This window comes from Halosaccharopolyspora lacisalsi (genome assembly GCF_014137975.1).
Classification (GTDB): Bacteria; Actinomycetota; Actinomycetes; order Mycobacteriales; family Pseudonocardiaceae; genus Halosaccharopolyspora; species Halosaccharopolyspora lacisalsi.
Genome location: NZ_JACGWZ010000010.1, coordinates 86,405 through 101,391, shown reverse-complemented (window position 1 = coordinate 101,391; position 14,987 = coordinate 86,405). Strand labels below are relative to the sequence as shown.

Annotated in this window: 13 protein-coding genes; 8 read left to right on the top strand and 5 right to left on the bottom strand. The window is 66.1% G+C overall.

What is annotated here, in order from left to right; translation table 11 throughout:
* The coding region (locus FHX42_RS25390; RefSeq protein ID WP_220480887.1) for a ParA family protein at nucleotides 1–674 on the top strand (674 nt) is incomplete at its 5' end.
* Entirely contained in the window at nucleotides 674–1,564 is an 891-nt protein-coding gene (locus tag FHX42_RS25385; RefSeq protein ID WP_182546915.1) for a hypothetical protein, read from the top strand. The genes FHX42_RS25390 and FHX42_RS25385, both read left to right, overlap by 1 nt.
* A 224-nt stretch (nucleotides 1,565–1,788) precedes the next feature.
* On the opposite strand, the gene FHX42_RS25380 is transcribed toward FHX42_RS25385, so the two are convergent.
* The 5 genes from FHX42_RS25380 to FHX42_RS25360 all read right to left on the bottom strand — a co-directional run bounded on the left by FHX42_RS25380 (nucleotide 1,789) and on the right by FHX42_RS25360 (nucleotide 7,922).
* Nucleotides 1,789–3,228, bottom strand: coding sequence for a replicative DNA helicase (locus tag FHX42_RS25380; protein ID WP_182546999.1), 1,440 nt, complete (start codon nucleotides 3,226–3,228; stop codon nucleotides 1,789–1,791).
* A 70-nt stretch (nucleotides 3,229–3,298) separates the two neighbouring features.
* Nucleotides 3,299–4,390 (bottom strand): hypothetical protein, encoded by a 1,092-nt coding sequence (locus FHX42_RS25375; protein ID WP_182546998.1) that lies wholly within the window; start codon nucleotides 4,388–4,390, stop codon nucleotides 3,299–3,301.
* A gap of 1,614 nt (nucleotides 4,391–6,004) precedes the next feature.
* A complete protein-coding gene (locus tag FHX42_RS25370; protein WP_182546997.1) occupies nucleotides 6,005–6,382 on the bottom strand; it encodes a hypothetical protein in 378 nt (125 codons plus the stop codon).
* On the bottom strand, nucleotides 6,379–7,116 hold the full coding sequence (locus FHX42_RS25365; RefSeq protein WP_220480886.1) for a protein phosphatase 2C domain-containing protein: 738 nt from the start codon (nucleotides 7,114–7,116) through the stop codon (nucleotides 6,379–6,381). Before FHX42_RS25365 ends, FHX42_RS25370 begins: the two co-directional genes overlap by 4 nt.
* A gap of 38 nt (nucleotides 7,117–7,154) precedes the next feature.
* Nucleotides 7,155–7,922, bottom strand: coding sequence for a GntR family transcriptional regulator (locus FHX42_RS25360; protein ID WP_182546995.1), 768 nt, complete (start codon nucleotides 7,920–7,922; stop codon nucleotides 7,155–7,157).
* Nucleotides 7,923–8,430: 508 nt separating this feature from the next.
* Here FHX42_RS25360 and FHX42_RS25355 point away from each other — a divergent pair.
* The 6 genes from FHX42_RS25355 to FHX42_RS25330 all read left to right on the top strand — a co-directional run bounded on the left by FHX42_RS25355 (nucleotide 8,431) and on the right by FHX42_RS25330 (nucleotide 14,918).
* On the top strand, nucleotides 8,431–8,694 hold the full coding sequence (locus FHX42_RS25355) for a hypothetical protein (protein ID WP_182546994.1): 264 nt from the start codon (nucleotides 8,431–8,433) through the stop codon (nucleotides 8,692–8,694).
* Nucleotides 8,691–10,115 carry a hypothetical protein gene (locus FHX42_RS25350; RefSeq protein WP_182546993.1) on the top strand — a complete coding sequence of 475 codons (1,425 nt, stop codon included), beginning with the start codon at nucleotides 8,691–8,693 and terminating at the stop codon, nucleotides 10,113–10,115. The genes FHX42_RS25355 and FHX42_RS25350 overlap by 4 nt, the downstream gene beginning before the upstream one ends.
* Before the next feature lie 122 nt (nucleotides 10,116–10,237).
* On the top strand, nucleotides 10,238–10,762 hold the full coding sequence (locus tag FHX42_RS25345) for a hypothetical protein (RefSeq protein ID WP_182546992.1): 525 nt from the start codon (nucleotides 10,238–10,240) through the stop codon (nucleotides 10,760–10,762).
* 12 nt (nucleotides 10,763–10,774) lie between these two features.
* Nucleotides 10,775–12,103, top strand: coding sequence for a hypothetical protein (locus tag FHX42_RS25340; RefSeq protein WP_182546991.1), 1,329 nt, complete (start codon nucleotides 10,775–10,777; stop codon nucleotides 12,101–12,103).
* Nucleotides 12,104–12,179: 76 nt separating this feature from the next.
* On the top strand, nucleotides 12,180–14,624 hold the full coding sequence (locus tag FHX42_RS25335) for a hypothetical protein (RefSeq protein WP_182546990.1): 2,445 nt from the start codon (nucleotides 12,180–12,182) through the stop codon (nucleotides 14,622–14,624).
* Nucleotides 14,625–14,756: 132 nt separating this feature from the next.
* Nucleotides 14,757–14,918, top strand: a complete 162-nt coding sequence (locus FHX42_RS25330; protein WP_182546989.1) for a hypothetical protein — start codon at nucleotides 14,757–14,759, stop codon at nucleotides 14,916–14,918.
* Nucleotides 14,919–14,987: the final 69 nt, after the last annotated feature.

The window sequence follows — 14,987 nt, the reverse complement described above, 5'->3', positions numbered from 1 at the left end:
GCAACATCACGAGCGCGTTGTCCGCCGACGACCTCGGCGACACGATCGGGGTCGCCGACGCACTTGCCCCGAACGCGGAGTACGCCCTGGCCGACGTGCTCGTCCCCAGCATCTGGGACGGGGTGACGCTGGCGCCGACACCGATTACGGAAGCGCTGGCCGACGCCGGAACACAGGTCGAGTCTCAGCGGTTCGGCCGGGAGCACCGGTTCACTCACGTGCTGCGCCCGGTGCTGAGCGCCTACGACGTGGTGCTGGTGGATACCACGCCCGCACTGGGGTTGCTGCTGACGAACGCGCTCGTTGCGGCCGAGCAGGCATTGATCGTGTCCCAACCGGAGCAATGGAGTGCGGACGGGCTCAACGAGCTGCACAACACCATCGATCTTGTGGCCGCGTATCACAACCCGAAGCTGACCGCTGTCGGCCCGCTGATCAACGGCAAACGCAAATCGCAGCACCACGACCGGGTGCTGACCGAAGACATCTCCCCGTACTACGGCGACCAGGCCTGGACCTCTCCAGACGAGGTCATCCCGCTGTGGGCGCCGATCTCGGACTACCTGCTGGCCGGCATCGGCCTCGATGAGGCCAAGGAGACGCGGCTGCGCCATGTCGCCAGCGTCTACGGGCGGTTCGTCGAGCGGATGTTGACCACAGGAGGGCGTCGCTGATGCCACCACAGCCGCGCAAGCGCACCAAACTCGGTCGACACCCGGCCGAGCCGTCTGAGCAGCATGAACCCACCAAGGATGAGCAGCACGCGCGCGGGCGCGCGGGTGACGGGCGCGAGAGCGCGCGGGTACCGAGCGCCCCGGACCCGGAAGGCGAACACGCGGGTGACGGGCGCGAGAGCGCGCGGGTACCGAGCGCCCCGGACCCGGAAGGCGAACACGCGGGTGACGGGCGCGAGAGCGCGCGGGTACCGAGCGCCCCGGACCCGGAAGGCGAACACGCGGGTGACGGGCGCGAGAGCGCGCGGGTACCGAGCGCCCCGGACCCGGAAGGCGAACACGCGGGTGACGGGCGCGAGAGCGCGCGGGTACCGAGCGCCCCGGACCCGGAAGGCGAACACGCGGGTGACGGGCGCGAGAGCGCGCGGGTACCGAGCGCCCCGGACCCGAAAGGCGAACACGCGGGTGACGGGCGCGAGAGCGCGCGGGTACCGAGCGCCCCGGACCCGAAAGGCGAACACGCGGGTGACGGGCGCGAGAGCGCGCGGGTACCGAGCGCCCCGGACCCGAAAGGCGAGAATCGGGAGCCAGCTGTTGAGCACGGGGAGTCCAACCGAACGGAACCCGATACCCGAAACCCGAGTGCCGAACAGACGGATGTCGGGCGTGTGGTGCGCTGGACCCCGGAAGCGAAGGCTGTGCGCTCCGCACTGACGGCGTGGGCTGCGGCCCGCAGGAAAACGATCCAGCGCGCGGCCGAAGCTCGCGAGGCAGCCGGCCGTGGTCAGGTCACGATGGCCGAGCTGACCATCATCGCCGAACGGGTAGCCGCTACATCCGGAGAACCACTCGACGAAGTACGCCAGGCGCTCGGAATGAAGCCCGATTGATCATGCCGTGTCGAACAAGGAAACCTCACGCGAAGCCGTGCAGTCACTCGAGTGCACGATCGCCAGCGCGCTACCCGCGTGATTTTGAGCGCTGAGATCACCTATCCAGCTTCCGGGGTGTATGACCTTCGACCGCGGGCCTGCGTCGCTGTGTGGCGACGCTGGGCAGCAAAACGGCCCCATCCTGATCTACTCAGGATGGGGCCGTTCACGGGGCGGCAGAGTCAGGTGGGCAACGGTGACGGGGCGTTGAGCCGGTCGGCGACGGACATGTCTGCCCGGTCGTTGTCGTTCAGCGCCCTGAAGTGCGCCTTGTGGCGCTGCTCAGCGATGGTCACTGTCGTTCCTGACACGCCCTTACGGACCTTCGGCAGGGACACTTCGACCTCGCCAGCCCGCGACTCGTCATCCTTGCTGGGGTCGATCATCATCCCGACCACGTCGGCATCCTGACCGAGCGAGCTCGACCCCTTCAGGTGGTAGGTCTGCGGGGCGGAAGACTTCGCCCCTTCGTTGTTGAACTGGCTGATGCAGATCACCACGCATCCCAGATCCATCGCGAGTTCCTTTAGCGCACCGGTCATCGCGGCCAACGCGAGGTCATCGCGTTCGGTGGAGACGTCTCGGGGGCGCTTGGCGATCTGGAGGTAGTCGAGCACGACCAGGCCAATCCCACTGTCGCCGCGGTGCTCGTGGTTGAGTCGCTGCGCGTTGCGGGCGACTTCGGACACGCTGGCCTTGCCCTCGACGTAGTGCAACCGGGACGCCCATTCACGATAAGCGGGCAGGTACTCGTCCTTGATCAGGTCATAGTTGCTTGGTTCGAGGTCGTGTACACCCGTGATCTTGGACAGGGCCACGCCGGACACGGCCGACATGTCCCGCTCAACCATCTCGTCACGGCTCATCTCCAGGGAGTGAAACAACACCCGTTCACCCCGGTCGCGGGCGTAGTGCCGCGCGATTTGCGCGGCCAACAGCGACTTACCGACTCCGGTATCCGCGCTGAGCAGGATCAGAGCGCCGTTCCGGGCGATCATCGCTCGGTCCAGGTCATCGATCCCGGTCGAAAACGCTGAAGTAGGGCGCTTCCCGAGATTGGTGACGAACTCGTCCATGAGCGCGTCGTCCTCGCCGACTGGCCGGGCTTCGTCGGCGTCGGGATCAGACAAAGCCGACATGCACTCTTCGTACGACTTCGCGACTCGCTCTTCGAGGTCGTCGACGTCGACGCTGTCCTGCGCGGCCTGAAGCAGACGTTGCGACTCTTCGGCGATCGTGCGCTTGATCGCAACCTTCTTGACCTCTTCGGCGTAGAACGTGGCGTTCACTGCCGTGGGCACGGTCGAGACCATCGTGATGATGTAGTTCGGTCCGCCGACTCGCTCGAACACGCCCATCCGGTCGAGTTCGGCGCCGACGGTGAGCTCGTCAACAGGCTTGCCCTGTTCGATGAGTGCGGTGATCGCGTCCCAGACAGCTTGGTGCTTGGGTCGGTAGAAGTCGTCCCGATCGAGGATGCGCGGCACGTCGATACGGGCGTCCTTGTTCAAGATCATTGACCCGAGGACGGACTGCTCGTTGATCTCGACGTCGGCGTTCGCTTGGTCCAGCCGCGGATGCGGCGAGTACGGGTCGGCAGGTGAGACACTGTCGGTGGACATCCTGCTTCCTTTCAGCGTTGGTGAGGATGTTCGAGCCCCGGCCGGGGAAGCAGCCCCGACCGGGGTCGTTTCATGCCGCGTCCGCGTCAGCGGTGCGGCACGAGCAGGGAGTTCCGTCCGGCCACGTCCGCGCCCGGACGTTGTTCCGGCACTTCAGCTCCCGCTTCGGGTCATCGGGGTCACCGCACTGGCCGCACCACTCTGGGAAGTCTGACTTCGGCTCGACTGGACCGGCAGTCTCAGCAACAGCGGGGATCTCACGCAGTTGGCTGATGACGAACCCTGCAGGGCTGCGTACGGTAGTGCGCTTCTTGGCTGCAGTGAGCTGTGTGTGGACCCAGTGAGTCAACGACTCGGGAGTCCAGCCAGATTGCAATGCGGTCTGCACCTGGCTCTGCACATTGCTTCGGCCAGGTGGGTCGATCATGGCAATGGAGGAGCTGATCAGTTTCCAAAACTGGGACACTACATCCATGCATGCATGCTTTTCATCATCATCCCTACGGGATGATGCATCAGTCTGCGCTGGTGCAGAGTCGGCGTGATCAGCGGAAATATCCTGTTTTTCCTGGTCATGCCGAGTCTGCGCTGGTGCAGGGCCGGTTTTGTGAACTCCCTGGTCATGCCGAGTCTGCGCTGGTGCAGGGCCGGTTGACAACTTCCGAGTCTGCGCTGGCGCAGACTCGGCATGACCAGCAGAAACGTTGCCCGAGTCTGCGCTGGTGCAGGAACGGTGTGCTAGTTCTCCAGACGGCCCGACGAGGTAGTCATTGCCGCCACAGCGGATGCGAGATGACGGCGGGTACTGGATGGCGAGCTCGGCAAGGTCCTGTTCTCCGAGGCGGATTTCCGAGAACAGCGTGATCCGCCTGAACCTGCCGTTGGGTTGACGTTCATCGAGTTCGACCCAGAACCCCCGATCGATGAGCGCCCGTCGAGCTGCGCGCGCTCCGCGCTCGCTGGCATTCCAACGTTGCCGGAGCTGCGGAAGAGTGAGAGCCCCGTTGTTCGGATCATGAAACAAAACGGTGGTCTGAAAGGCCACGACCAGTGGATCAGCTGTGGCCGTGAAGAGGTCTCCGCTGATCGGAGCGGATCCTCGAGTCTGGCGGAGTGCCACGATGGGGGGATTGGTGCTGCCGTCGGACGGCGTATGGGCCACGGGTGCTCCTCTCGATGAGAACACCCTTAGGAGCTGCAGCGATCGTGTGACGTGTGCTGTCGTACGGATGCACGAGTTACACACAGGCCGCATGTGTTGTATCCTCGATGTGGGCACGCCCTTGAAGGCGTGGAGCCGGGATACAAGCACATAGCTTTACTCCCAAGGGAGCGAGAAGCGCCGGGTTTAGGTTGGCAGCCAGACCGGCGCTTTTCGTATGTCTGGATCTTGTTGCAGTCAGTCTACCGCGTGTGATCGACGCGGCGCGGCGTGTCATGTCACGCCGCCCTCGCTTTTCCCGTCTGGTTCGCCTCGCTGTCGGCCAGCGCTTGGCAAGCGCGCTCGTACCAGCCCGGGTCGACGAGTACAGCGTGTACAGCCGACCCTCGCTGAACTCCTACGTGCTCGTGTCGGACGCCCACCTCGTTAAGGACAGCAGCCCATTGCTTTCGGGCGTCCGTGGCTGAGTAGGTCTTCATGTACCACACTGTACAGAACTGATCTGTATGGGCAAGTCGGGGCTCCCGGCATGCGCGTAAGCGCTCGCTGGGCAGGCACATGCCCGCCCAGCGAGCGCAACGCGCGCTCGCCGTCGAGTGATGACACGGCGGACGTCGTGAGATCGACTAGACCCACGCGGGCCGTTGGGCGATCCTGAGGGCACATGACGCGCAGGCGCGCGCGTACGCGCGCGAGGCGCCCCCACGCAAGCGAATCGACCAAATACGCGGTGACGTGCGAAAACTCTCCACGGATCGACCAGTGATCGATTCCAGATCGACCAGCACCGTTGGTCGATTTTCCGGCCGCGCTGGTCGATTTGCTGGCTGATTCGCTGGTCGATCTGGATACGCGCCGTGACCCGGCCGCGAACACGATCCAGACATGACGGAGCCCCCGGCGGCATGGCCGCCGGGGGCTCCGTCGAGGACTTGCTTCCCGCTTCGACACAAGGAGTCATCCCTCGCCGGGGAAGCATACGCACACGGCGGCGCGGTCACCGTGTCCCCGCGGCGGGCGTGCCCAACCGGAGACCGTTCGGAGGTGCCGCACCTGCCGTCACACGAACCCGAAGGCCCGTCCGCGGCGGGAGAGCTGGGCGGCTTCCGCGAACCCCGATATCGGCGTCGGTCCCCTTCCGGGAGGTGTTCGTGGAACCGGGCGAACGCGGGCGCGGCGAACACCCGCCGGGGTAACTGGGCGGGTGCCTCGACCGGATGTTCGCGAACCCGTACCCGTGGCGCCGTGGTTGGCGTTCACGGACCCCCTGCCGATTCTTTCCGGGGCGGGTTCGACGAACCCTTGATGGATCCTCTTGAAGACGGGTTCGCGAACCCCGGGTGATTTTTCCGGGAGGGGTGTTCGCGAACCTGTACATCCTGCCCCGGCTCGGAGGTTCGCGAACGCCCCGTGAGCCCACCCGAACCCGGTGTTCGCGAGTCGATACCATCGCAGCGCACGCCGTCCGCGAACACCGGTCGACGAACCCCGGATACATCCGTCGGCGAACCCCCGGGCGAGCCATAAAAAGACCCCCGGGCGCGGTGTTCGCGCCCGGGGGTCGATGTCGCCGTCGGTCGGCTACAAGATCGGTGTCCGGATGTCGAGCTCGTCCTACGAAACCCGCCGGAACACCATCGCGCACGAACCCCCACCGTCGGCGGAGTCAACGTGTTCGATGACGTACACACCGCCGTCGACGAGCACGCCATTGTCGAACCGTTCGACATGACCGATCACGGTCCGCCCGTCCAGGTTCGACGCCAACGTCCACCGCCCAGCCGCGTCCTGCCGGAGCCAGTAGCCGAACGTCGGGTTCAACCTCGCGGGTTCGACCATCCTGGTCCCGTCGAGCTCGACCTGAAGGGTCGAGCAGTGGTGCCAGTGCCCGAAGTCGACGAACCCGAGCGCGGTCATGTCGTCGGCTTCCGGCGGCACGATCGGCGAGCGGGTCGATTCCAACCGAACCCCGGCAGTGTCGATGTCAATCATGCGTGCGCCTCCCTGTAGTCCAGCGCGATCACCGTCGCGTCGTCGTGCCCTTTCGCGCGCCGTGCCCCGGGCAGGACCGACGTAGTCGGATCGTCTTCGGCCGCGCGGGTGCGAGTGATCAGGCCCCGCGGATCGCCTTCCGGTGGCGTGCACAGGTCGAGCAGGCCAGCCCAGTCGAGTAGGCCGAACACGTCGACGAGTCGGGTCGCGCCGTCGCTGGCCAGTGCCACGCGGCGCACCTGGTTCAGCGGTGTCGACCCGGATACCGCGCGGTATGCGGCGGTCGGGTCGGTGGAGGCGACCCAGAATCCTGCGTCGGTGTTGCGCACCCGGGTCACGGTGTCCAGGTCGTAGGCGGGGAGGTGATCGATCCGGTCGTCGAGGACGGGGCGGACCTCGCCGTCGACGTCGAGGATCACGGGCGAGTCGGCAAGAACGAGGTAGTCGAGCTCGCCGCTGCGCTCGCGCACCAGGGATACCGTGCTCGACGGGCTCGACGGGTTCGCGGTGTCACATGTCGATGCGTGCGATTCGGTGACGGCTCTGATCGACTCGGCGAGCATGTCGGGCAACGGCATCGTGCCGTCACTGGACAGTCGCGTACGGAGTTCCCGGCTGAGCTGGTCGACATACCAGCGCACCCCGTGGACACATCCGGTCTCCAGTGGCGGAGCGGTTGCCCCGTCGAGCACCAGTGCCCACGTTGCTTGCACTTCGCCGACGTCTTCGTTCACCGGGCCGTCGCCTCCGTCGCATGAGAGGGAGCGCCGGCTCATTCCGGGGCCTCGAACGTGTAGCTCCACTGAAACTTCAGCGCGTTGTGCACTCCGTAGGCGTACTCGACCGGGCGCCCGGCGGCGGTGCGGACCCAGCGCCACATTTCGGTGACCAACAGCGTGGGGGGGATGTCGAGCTCGTCGGTTTCGGCCGGGCTGGGCTCGCGGATGTTCAGGTCCTCGCGGATGGTGTGCGGTGTGAGCCCCTGCTGATGCAGCACGGAGAACCCGCCGCCTTGTCCAGCGGTACCGGGATCGGTCGACATGATTGCGGTGCCGATGACGTCGTTCACGCGGTACCAGCTCGTGACGTAGTGGGTCGGCTGGCCAGCGGCGTCGTAAAGCTTGCGATAGCGCCGAACCACGGCTTCGCCTTCGCCGATGTCGAGTCCCGCGGCGACATCGGCTGATGCTGCGACGGTCTCGACGGTGTTGCGCTGATCCACGGTGACCGACGCGCCGCCGTTCCCCGCTGACATGTCGGCTTCGAACGGGGCGACGCCCTGCATCCATCGATGGCGGGCGTAGCGCTCGACGCCCATCCGCTTCACGGGCTGCGGGTCGAGCACCACCGTCCCGGCCTTTCGGCGGATCCGGACGAGCCCGGCGGCTTCGAGTCGCTGCATCGCTGCGCGGATTTCCCGTACGTCGTGCCCGTACTGTTCGGCGAGCTCGCGCTGCGTGGGCAGCACGGTCCCCGGCGGGTAGGTGCCTGCGTCGAGCTCAGACCGCATCCGGTCCAAAAACTGATCTTCCTTGCGCATCGCGCGTCCTTTCCTGTCTGTGCGTGGCGTATCACCAGGTTAGCGCCACCTTGTGCGCCCCGACGCATGACAGGGGCAACCTTTTTAACCCGATTAAGGTGGCATCACTTGACATATAGATCAGATTGGGTCAATCTTAGGTCGTCACTCGCGGGATACGGACAGTCGAAAGGCTTCCGGTGTTGTTTGAGAACTCCAGAGCAGCGGCACGCGTCGATGCGGTCGACAAGCTCGTCAGCGATGACCCTCCACCGGACGGCGTCGGGAGACGTCAGGGGCGAGCGCCGAGCGACCTCGACCGTAATAGCGATTGCCGCTGATGAACCCCGTCTCACCTGGGCACAAGAGCTCGGCGAGGACGGGGAGACGTCCCCGCGACACCCGGCCGACACGGTCGGCGGGTCGCGCGCAGGTTCGAGCCCTGCCGGGGACACAGCAGAAACCCCCGGCCGCTGCATCGCCACGCACGGCCGGGGGCTGACGGACGACAGATGGAAAGGACGCGCCCGTGAGCACCACGATAACTTGCTACACAGCCCCAAGCGCCGGGTTCGTACGCGGAATTGCCGCGCTTGACCCGGACACCCTCATCGCTCACACAGAGGACCTGCGGTTCCTCGCCGGACTCACCTGCGACGAGCACCCGGCAAGCAGCACCGCCCGCGCTCTTCTCCGTGGGGTCGAGCTACTGGTCCGCAAGGTCCACGAAGACGCGGATCTTCCGGTTCCCGACGACATCCCCGCGATCTCCCCGGAGCTGAGGCACGCATGAGCACGAACGGAAGTGCCACGCTCGACCGCGTTCCCGGATCGGGTAGCGCGGTACTTCTCGGACCCGCGCTACCGGCCCCGGATCCGGTCGAGGACACCGACGTCGACGCAGACGTCACCGCCACGGCGGAGCAGCACCAGGCGGAGCCCGAACCTGAACCGGAGCTCCCGGCCGACGTTGCTGTCCCCGATGGCAGCAAGGTCACGCCGGAGCCACTGCCAGAACCGGATCCCGTCCCGGCCACCACGGGAACCGCGGACGAATGGCAGCCCGCCCCGGGATCGAAGGCCGAAACGATCGCCGAGAAGCGGCGCCAGCGTCGCAAGGACGCCGACGCTCGGTTCGAGCGCAGGCAGGCCAGGAAAGCCGCCCGCACTCGCGGCGAGTGGAACACCTGGTACGACAAATCACTTGCCAGGATCAAGGCCGCCCCGGACAACATCCTCGGATCGCTGTCCGGCATGACCTTCGTCAGTGCCTTGATCGGCTCCGGTCTCGGTCAGCTCTCCTACTGGTCAACGAAGTTCCCGTTCGCCGTGGCGATCTTCTTCGCGTTGACCTTCGAGTTCGGCATGGTCGGCATGAGCCGCAAGGCCCGGCTACGCCGGGAGCAGCAGGCATCAGCAACTGCGATGCGGGGACTGTCCTGGTGTGCCGCGCTCGGCGCCGGGGCGCTGAACTTCTTCCACCTCAGTGACCCGGCGGTCGTCGTTCGCTTCGCCTGGATCAACGGCGGAAAGCCGCTGTTCCACGGCTCCCCCGCGCTCGGGACGAGCTTCGCCGCGATCACCGCGATCGGGTTTCTCGTTCACGAGGTGTCGGAGTATTACCACGTCACCGACCGGCTTCGCGCCGCCGCGAAGATCTCGGAGCCGAAGCCGATCGGGTTCGGCCGATGGGTCTTCTACAGCGACCACGCATGGCGGACGAAGAAGCTGCTCATCGACCAGCCAACCCTCACGGTTGAGCAGGCGTGGGAACGCACTCGCAAGCCACGCCCGGCACGACCAGGAGCGCGGGTTGGTTACGCCATCGGCCGCAAGGTGGGCGGCAAGAGGATCAAGGTTGCCCCGCCGACTCCGGTTGGCAAGGCCGCACCCGCCAAGCAGTCGACCGCGGGCACCGCCGGTCCCAGTGACCATCCGGAAACACCCCCGGCGGAATCGAACACCGAGCAGACCGGACCCACGCTGCGTGCCGTCGAGTCGACCTTGAAGGGGCGCAGCGCACAGCGAAAACAGAAGAGCAGGCGTAAGGGCCGCACCAGCAAGGTCGACTACCTCGCCGCTGCCCGCGAGCACTTCGCGAACCTGCCTGACGGTGCGATCACCGTCGGCACGGTCGTTGAAGCCGTCGGATGTGCCCGCTCGACCGCGTCGGGCATCGCCAACGACCTGAAGGCGGAACGCCAATCCGCGTGATCCGCGTCCGCGGGTTCCGGCCGCGCCTCAATGGGCGCGGCCGGTCCGCCGGGGAATCGGATTGCCTCACCAGAAACACCGGCCCCACCCGTAACCCGACCCTCTCTTGGAGGACATCGGAGATGAGTACCGATACCACCACCGACCAGCGGGACACCACCGCCGAATACGCGAACGCCCTGTTCGGCGACGGGACCAACCCGCCCACCGACCCCGCTGGACCCTCCAAGCCGGACAACGGCAAGCAGGGAAAGACCAGCGAGAGCGCCAAGACCGGGGGGACGAAGAAGTCGCCGGAGAACACCGCCAGCGAGTCGAAGACCAAGGCCAAGAACAAGGTCGCCAAGATGGTCGGCACCGCCGACGGGTGGATCCCCGCCGACTTCGCCGCCGTCGCGCCGTCCAGCCTCTACGACGCCGTCACCGAGCACCGCACTCGGTTTCAGGCGCAGAGCAACATCAGCGTGAAGACGCTGTACGTGGCGTACGCCGTCATCGCCGTACCGGCCGGGTTCGCCCTGAACGTGTTGTCCCTGGCCGCCGCACACACCGCGACGGCGCTGAACGAACCGGAACGGGCGCGGGAAGCCGGGCTTGGTGTTGTCGTGCTCGTTATCGCTGTCGTAGCCCTGTTCTGGGCACTGTGAGCGTGAGCGACGATGCCGACAGCGACAGCTCAGCCGGGAGCGTCAGACGTCCTCGACGCCGAGATCGTTGACGACGCTCCCGGCCGGAACCGGCGGCAGACAAACCCGCCGCCGAAGAAGCCGAAGAAGTCCGCCACATCCACTGGGGCTCGCCGCGACCTCGACGATCACGACGACGCCTTCGAGCGACGCCTACACCAGGCCGAAGCATCCGCAACCGAGCGGATGCGGGACATGCGCCACCGCGCCAAGCAGGCGCGGCGCACGGTGCTGAAGAACAAGCACAAGTACCAGAACAAGAAAGTCCGCGTCGCCGGAGGCATGGCCCTTCGAGTAACCGGAGTCGGAATTGCGGGCGGATACCTGGCTACCCGATCGGCCGTAAAGGGTGGTCGTCGCGCCTACCGAGCCGCGTCCCCCCACGTTCGGCGAGTTGCCGGACACGCGACGCGGGCCGGATACGCCTACGCCACCGTCTACGGACACCACTACGCCCGCACCACGCGGCAACGGGTACTGCGGACCGCCGCACGACACCTGGTTTCCCGACGCCGACGTCAGCAGCTCCGTAGCGACCCGCTCCTGCGGGCGGCGATGGTCGCCAACGGGCAGATGCCCACCCGCAACATAGCCGATGCCCGCAGAGCGGCCGGGCTCCTCGATCCCCGCACCAAACAGGGCAACGGCAGACCCCGACGTCACCGCCCCGCCGCTGGGCGCAGAACACCCCCGGCTACCGGTCGCCAAGACCGAGAGGCGATCAAGCGGGCCGACGGGATCCGCCGCGACCCGCACCAGCTCATCCGAACTCAGGAAGGGGACGAATGGGCGTTCGGAATCGTCGATTCCGACGTGAAGAGATCCCCTCCGAAGCACGTCCGCGACGCGCTCCGCACGCCCCCGCCATCGCGGCGACGCTCCACCCCGACCGGCGCCCCCGACGGGGGCGACACCCGTTTCACCGATCAAGGAGGTAGCCCCGTGACAACCGGTATCCCGCAAACCACGAACCCCGTGGCCGCGCTCGACGGCGCGTTCAAGCTCGTCGCTGAGTACAACCCGGCGAACTGGCACGACTGGATTCAGCAGCTGCGTGGGCAGGCCGCCGCCTACCGGCAAGCCAGCCAGTCCTACTTGCAGTTGGCGATGTTCCTCGACCTGCGTCGGCGCATGGACCCCCGCGCGTTGGCAGGGCTCTACGTCGTCGCGGCGGCGATGGGGCAGATCGCGGATCTGTTCATCGCCACCGCCAACACCTTTTGGCAGCTCTACAGCGACCGGTTCGAAAACGCCGGTCGTGGTCGAACGATGGATGACGAGAACTCCTTCTTCAACCAGTGATCAAACCGGCCGGGCGGAAGTCAATTTCGACTTCCGCCCGGCGTTCCGACCGTGACCAGTAGCGGAGGTACTACTCATGGGCAAAAGCGTCACGAAGCCCCCGAAGCCGCCGACCGCGAAGAAGGTTGCGCGGGAGCATCGCAAGCACGACAAGAAGCAAGACCGCAAACAGAAGCGCCGCGCGTGGTTGAAATCGCGGGCGCACCAGAACCGGCACCACGGTGTTCCGCTCGCCGTCGACGCGACCGCGGTACTTACCGGGTGCGTAGGCCACTACGCCGACCCCACGACAGCAGTCATCACCGGAGCTGTGTCAGCCGCCACGATCGGCGTGCCCGTCGCGCTCGGTGCCCTGTCCGAACGGGAACGCGGACTCGTTTCCGCGCACGGTCTCGGTGCCGCGGCATGGGCCGTAGCCGGATCGGTGTTCGGACCCGTCAACACGCTGGTGAGCGCGGCCGGGGCAGTCGGGGCGATCACCGCGCAGGTTTCATGGATTGAGTCCCGCAAGGTCCGCACCACGGTGAACAGCGCCAAGATCGACAAGAAGAACGCTGAGACGTGGAACGGTGACGGCGGTGTCCTCTCCCGCGTCGGAATGCCCGGAGCCGGGCTCTTCGCCACCGAAACCGTGTGGAGCGCCGACGGGCAGCGGCGGATCGGCATGAACTACCACATCGACCTTGCCGGGTCCGGTGTCCGCGTCGAGCAAGCCCTTCAGTTGGGTCCGTCGCTGGCTGCCGAGATTCCCGGCCGCTTGCGTCAGGGTGCGGTCACCGTCCTCGATGACGAAGAAGACACGAACCACGTCATCGCCCGGGTGGTCTGGGTCAAGCCGTGGAGCGAGCACACCAAGCTCGAACACCCCATCGTCACCCATCTCGACGAGATCCGGCAGCAGGTGAACGCCGCCGTCGAGTATCACCTGTCCGACGGCGCTACCGGCGAGATGGACATTCCCGACCACATCAAGCACTTGTTGCCGAACATGTCATCGATCAAGAATCCGTTCCCCGCCGGGGAGATTGACGACGGCTCGACCCACTACAAGGAGTTTTGGCGCAAGGGCTACGGCTCCCTGCACGGGCTGAAGGTCGGCTTCACCGGTAGTGGGAAGACCGTCGACATCAACAGCGAGATCACCTCGCTCATGCCGTGCCGGGACGCGCTGGTCTGGGTCATTGACGTCTCAATGAAGGCGGGGAAGGACTTCGCGGCGTGGGGCGACTGCATCGACTGGATGGGAAACGATCCCAAGAAGGCCGCTGCGATGCTGCGCCAAGCCATCGCCTTCGCCGACGGCCGCGGCAAGGAATACCGCAACTCCAGCATCCTTAGCCCAGCCACGGCCCCGGCAATCGTGATCCTCATCGACGAACTCAGCGCCCTGTGGAAGCAGTTGCCGGAACTGTGCTCGTCGATGCTGACCCGCGGGACGAAGGAGTTCCGGTCGCAGGGGATCATCCTGCGGACCGCGAGCCAGCGCGGCAGCCAGGAAGGATACGGACACGGCTTCGCCGAGTTCCGGGAAATGCTCGTCGCCAACGAGCTCCTGAAGGTCAAGAAGGCCGCCGAAGCCGCCTTCACGCTCTCCGACACCGAGAACCTGCCCGGCAACCCGGAGAAGTTCACCTACGGCGAAGCCGTGGAAGAGAACTCGATCACCGGAAAGCAGGTCCACCGAAAGGGCTACTTCGTCGACATCGGCGACGACGAAGACGAAGACGACCACGGTGTGATTCCCGAACTCGCATCTCTGTATGGGCCGTTCCGGCCCACCCTGGACGCGCCGACCATGAAGTACGCCACTCCGGATTACCTCAACCGCACGACTGCGTCCGGCGAGAACCCGTTGATCACTCCGGAGATGGTCACCAAGCCGCGCACGCCGGAGCCGATCACCACCGAAGACGAACTCGCCGAGCACGTCGAGGGCATCCGAACCAACACCGAATGGTTGGGGTCGCACCTCAGCGGCGACTTCCGCATCAACACCACCGGACCGTACGACGACGACACGGACGGAGAGGACGACGACATGAACACCGCCCCCGAAATGCACATCACCGACATCGCCAAAAAGATGGGAATCACCACCGGAGACGACGAGATGGTCCGTGAGCAGCGCGCCGCGATCATGCAGGCCCAGCACGACGCCGACGACGCTCGCCGCGGCGACGAGCTCGCTGACCTGGACCGGCGCCTCGAACAGATGCCCGCCGAGCACGCCAACAAGGACGCCGCCGAAGCGGTTGGGCAAGTCACTGTGAAGCAGTTCCCCGACGACGACCCCATCAAGGCGTTCTGTGTCCAACAACTCGGCAAGGCCAGCACGAAGGGCATCCAGACCGGTGAGATCGCCGCTCGCTACGCCGAACACAGCGGGAAGAAAGCCCCGAGCAAGACCACCGTCGTCGACCGGCTGAAGGACCTCAACGCCCACGGCAAGGCGAAAGCCGCCGGATCCGGCCGTGGCGTGAAGTGGTTCCGCGCCGACCAGGCGCCCGAGGACGCGATGTGAACCGAACCGCACTCCGCCCTGCAGTCACCCCTCGGTGACTGTGCGGGTGGGTGGGCAGTTCGGCTCGCCCCGCTTCGACACACCGCCCCGGCCAAGACCGGCGGGGCACCTACTCACTCAGGAGTACTCATCATGGACAAGAAGAAGATCCTTATCTACGTCGCCGTCGGCTTCGTCCTGTTCTGGATCATCGGTGACCCCATAGGCGCAGCCAACACCGTCAACGACGGGCAGAACTGGCTCGGCGACGCCGCCGGTTCGATGCAGACCTTCCTCGCTGGGGTCTTCCAGTGACCCGAACGGACCTCGGAGCGCTGTAGCGCCCCGCTTGCTTCTGGTGCCCGGCCCACGCCGGACACCGGG

What these genes read in the sequence shown, in the direction of transcription:
- FHX42_RS25330 (WP_182546989.1), top strand. Translation starts at nt 14,757, where the DNA reads ATGGACAAGAAGAAGATCCTTATCTACGTCGCCGTCGGCTTCGTCCTG.
- FHX42_RS25340 (WP_182546991.1), top strand. Translation starts at nt 10,775, where the DNA reads ATGCCGACAGCGACAGCTCAGCCGGGAGCGTCAGACGTCCTCGACGCC.
- FHX42_RS25380 (WP_182546999.1), bottom strand. Translation starts at nt 3,228, where the DNA reads ATGTCCACCGACAGTGTCTCACCTGCCGACCCGTACTCGCCGCATCCG.
- FHX42_RS25345 (WP_182546992.1), top strand. Translation starts at nt 10,238, where the DNA reads ATGAGTACCGATACCACCACCGACCAGCGGGACACCACCGCCGAATAC.
- FHX42_RS25385 (WP_182546915.1), top strand. Translation starts at nt 674, where the DNA reads ATGCCACCACAGCCGCGCAAGCGCACCAAACTCGGTCGACACCCGGCC.
- FHX42_RS25350 (WP_182546993.1), top strand. Translation starts at nt 8,691, where the DNA reads ATGAGCACGAACGGAAGTGCCACGCTCGACCGCGTTCCCGGATCGGGT.
- FHX42_RS25335 (WP_182546990.1), top strand. Translation starts at nt 12,180, where the DNA reads ATGGGCAAAAGCGTCACGAAGCCCCCGAAGCCGCCGACCGCGAAGAAG.
- FHX42_RS25370 (WP_182546997.1), bottom strand. Translation starts at nt 6,382, where the DNA reads ATGATTGACATCGACACTGCCGGGGTTCGGTTGGAATCGACCCGCTCG.
- FHX42_RS25360 (WP_182546995.1), bottom strand. Translation starts at nt 7,922, where the DNA reads ATGCGCAAGGAAGATCAGTTTTTGGACCGGATGCGGTCTGAGCTCGAC.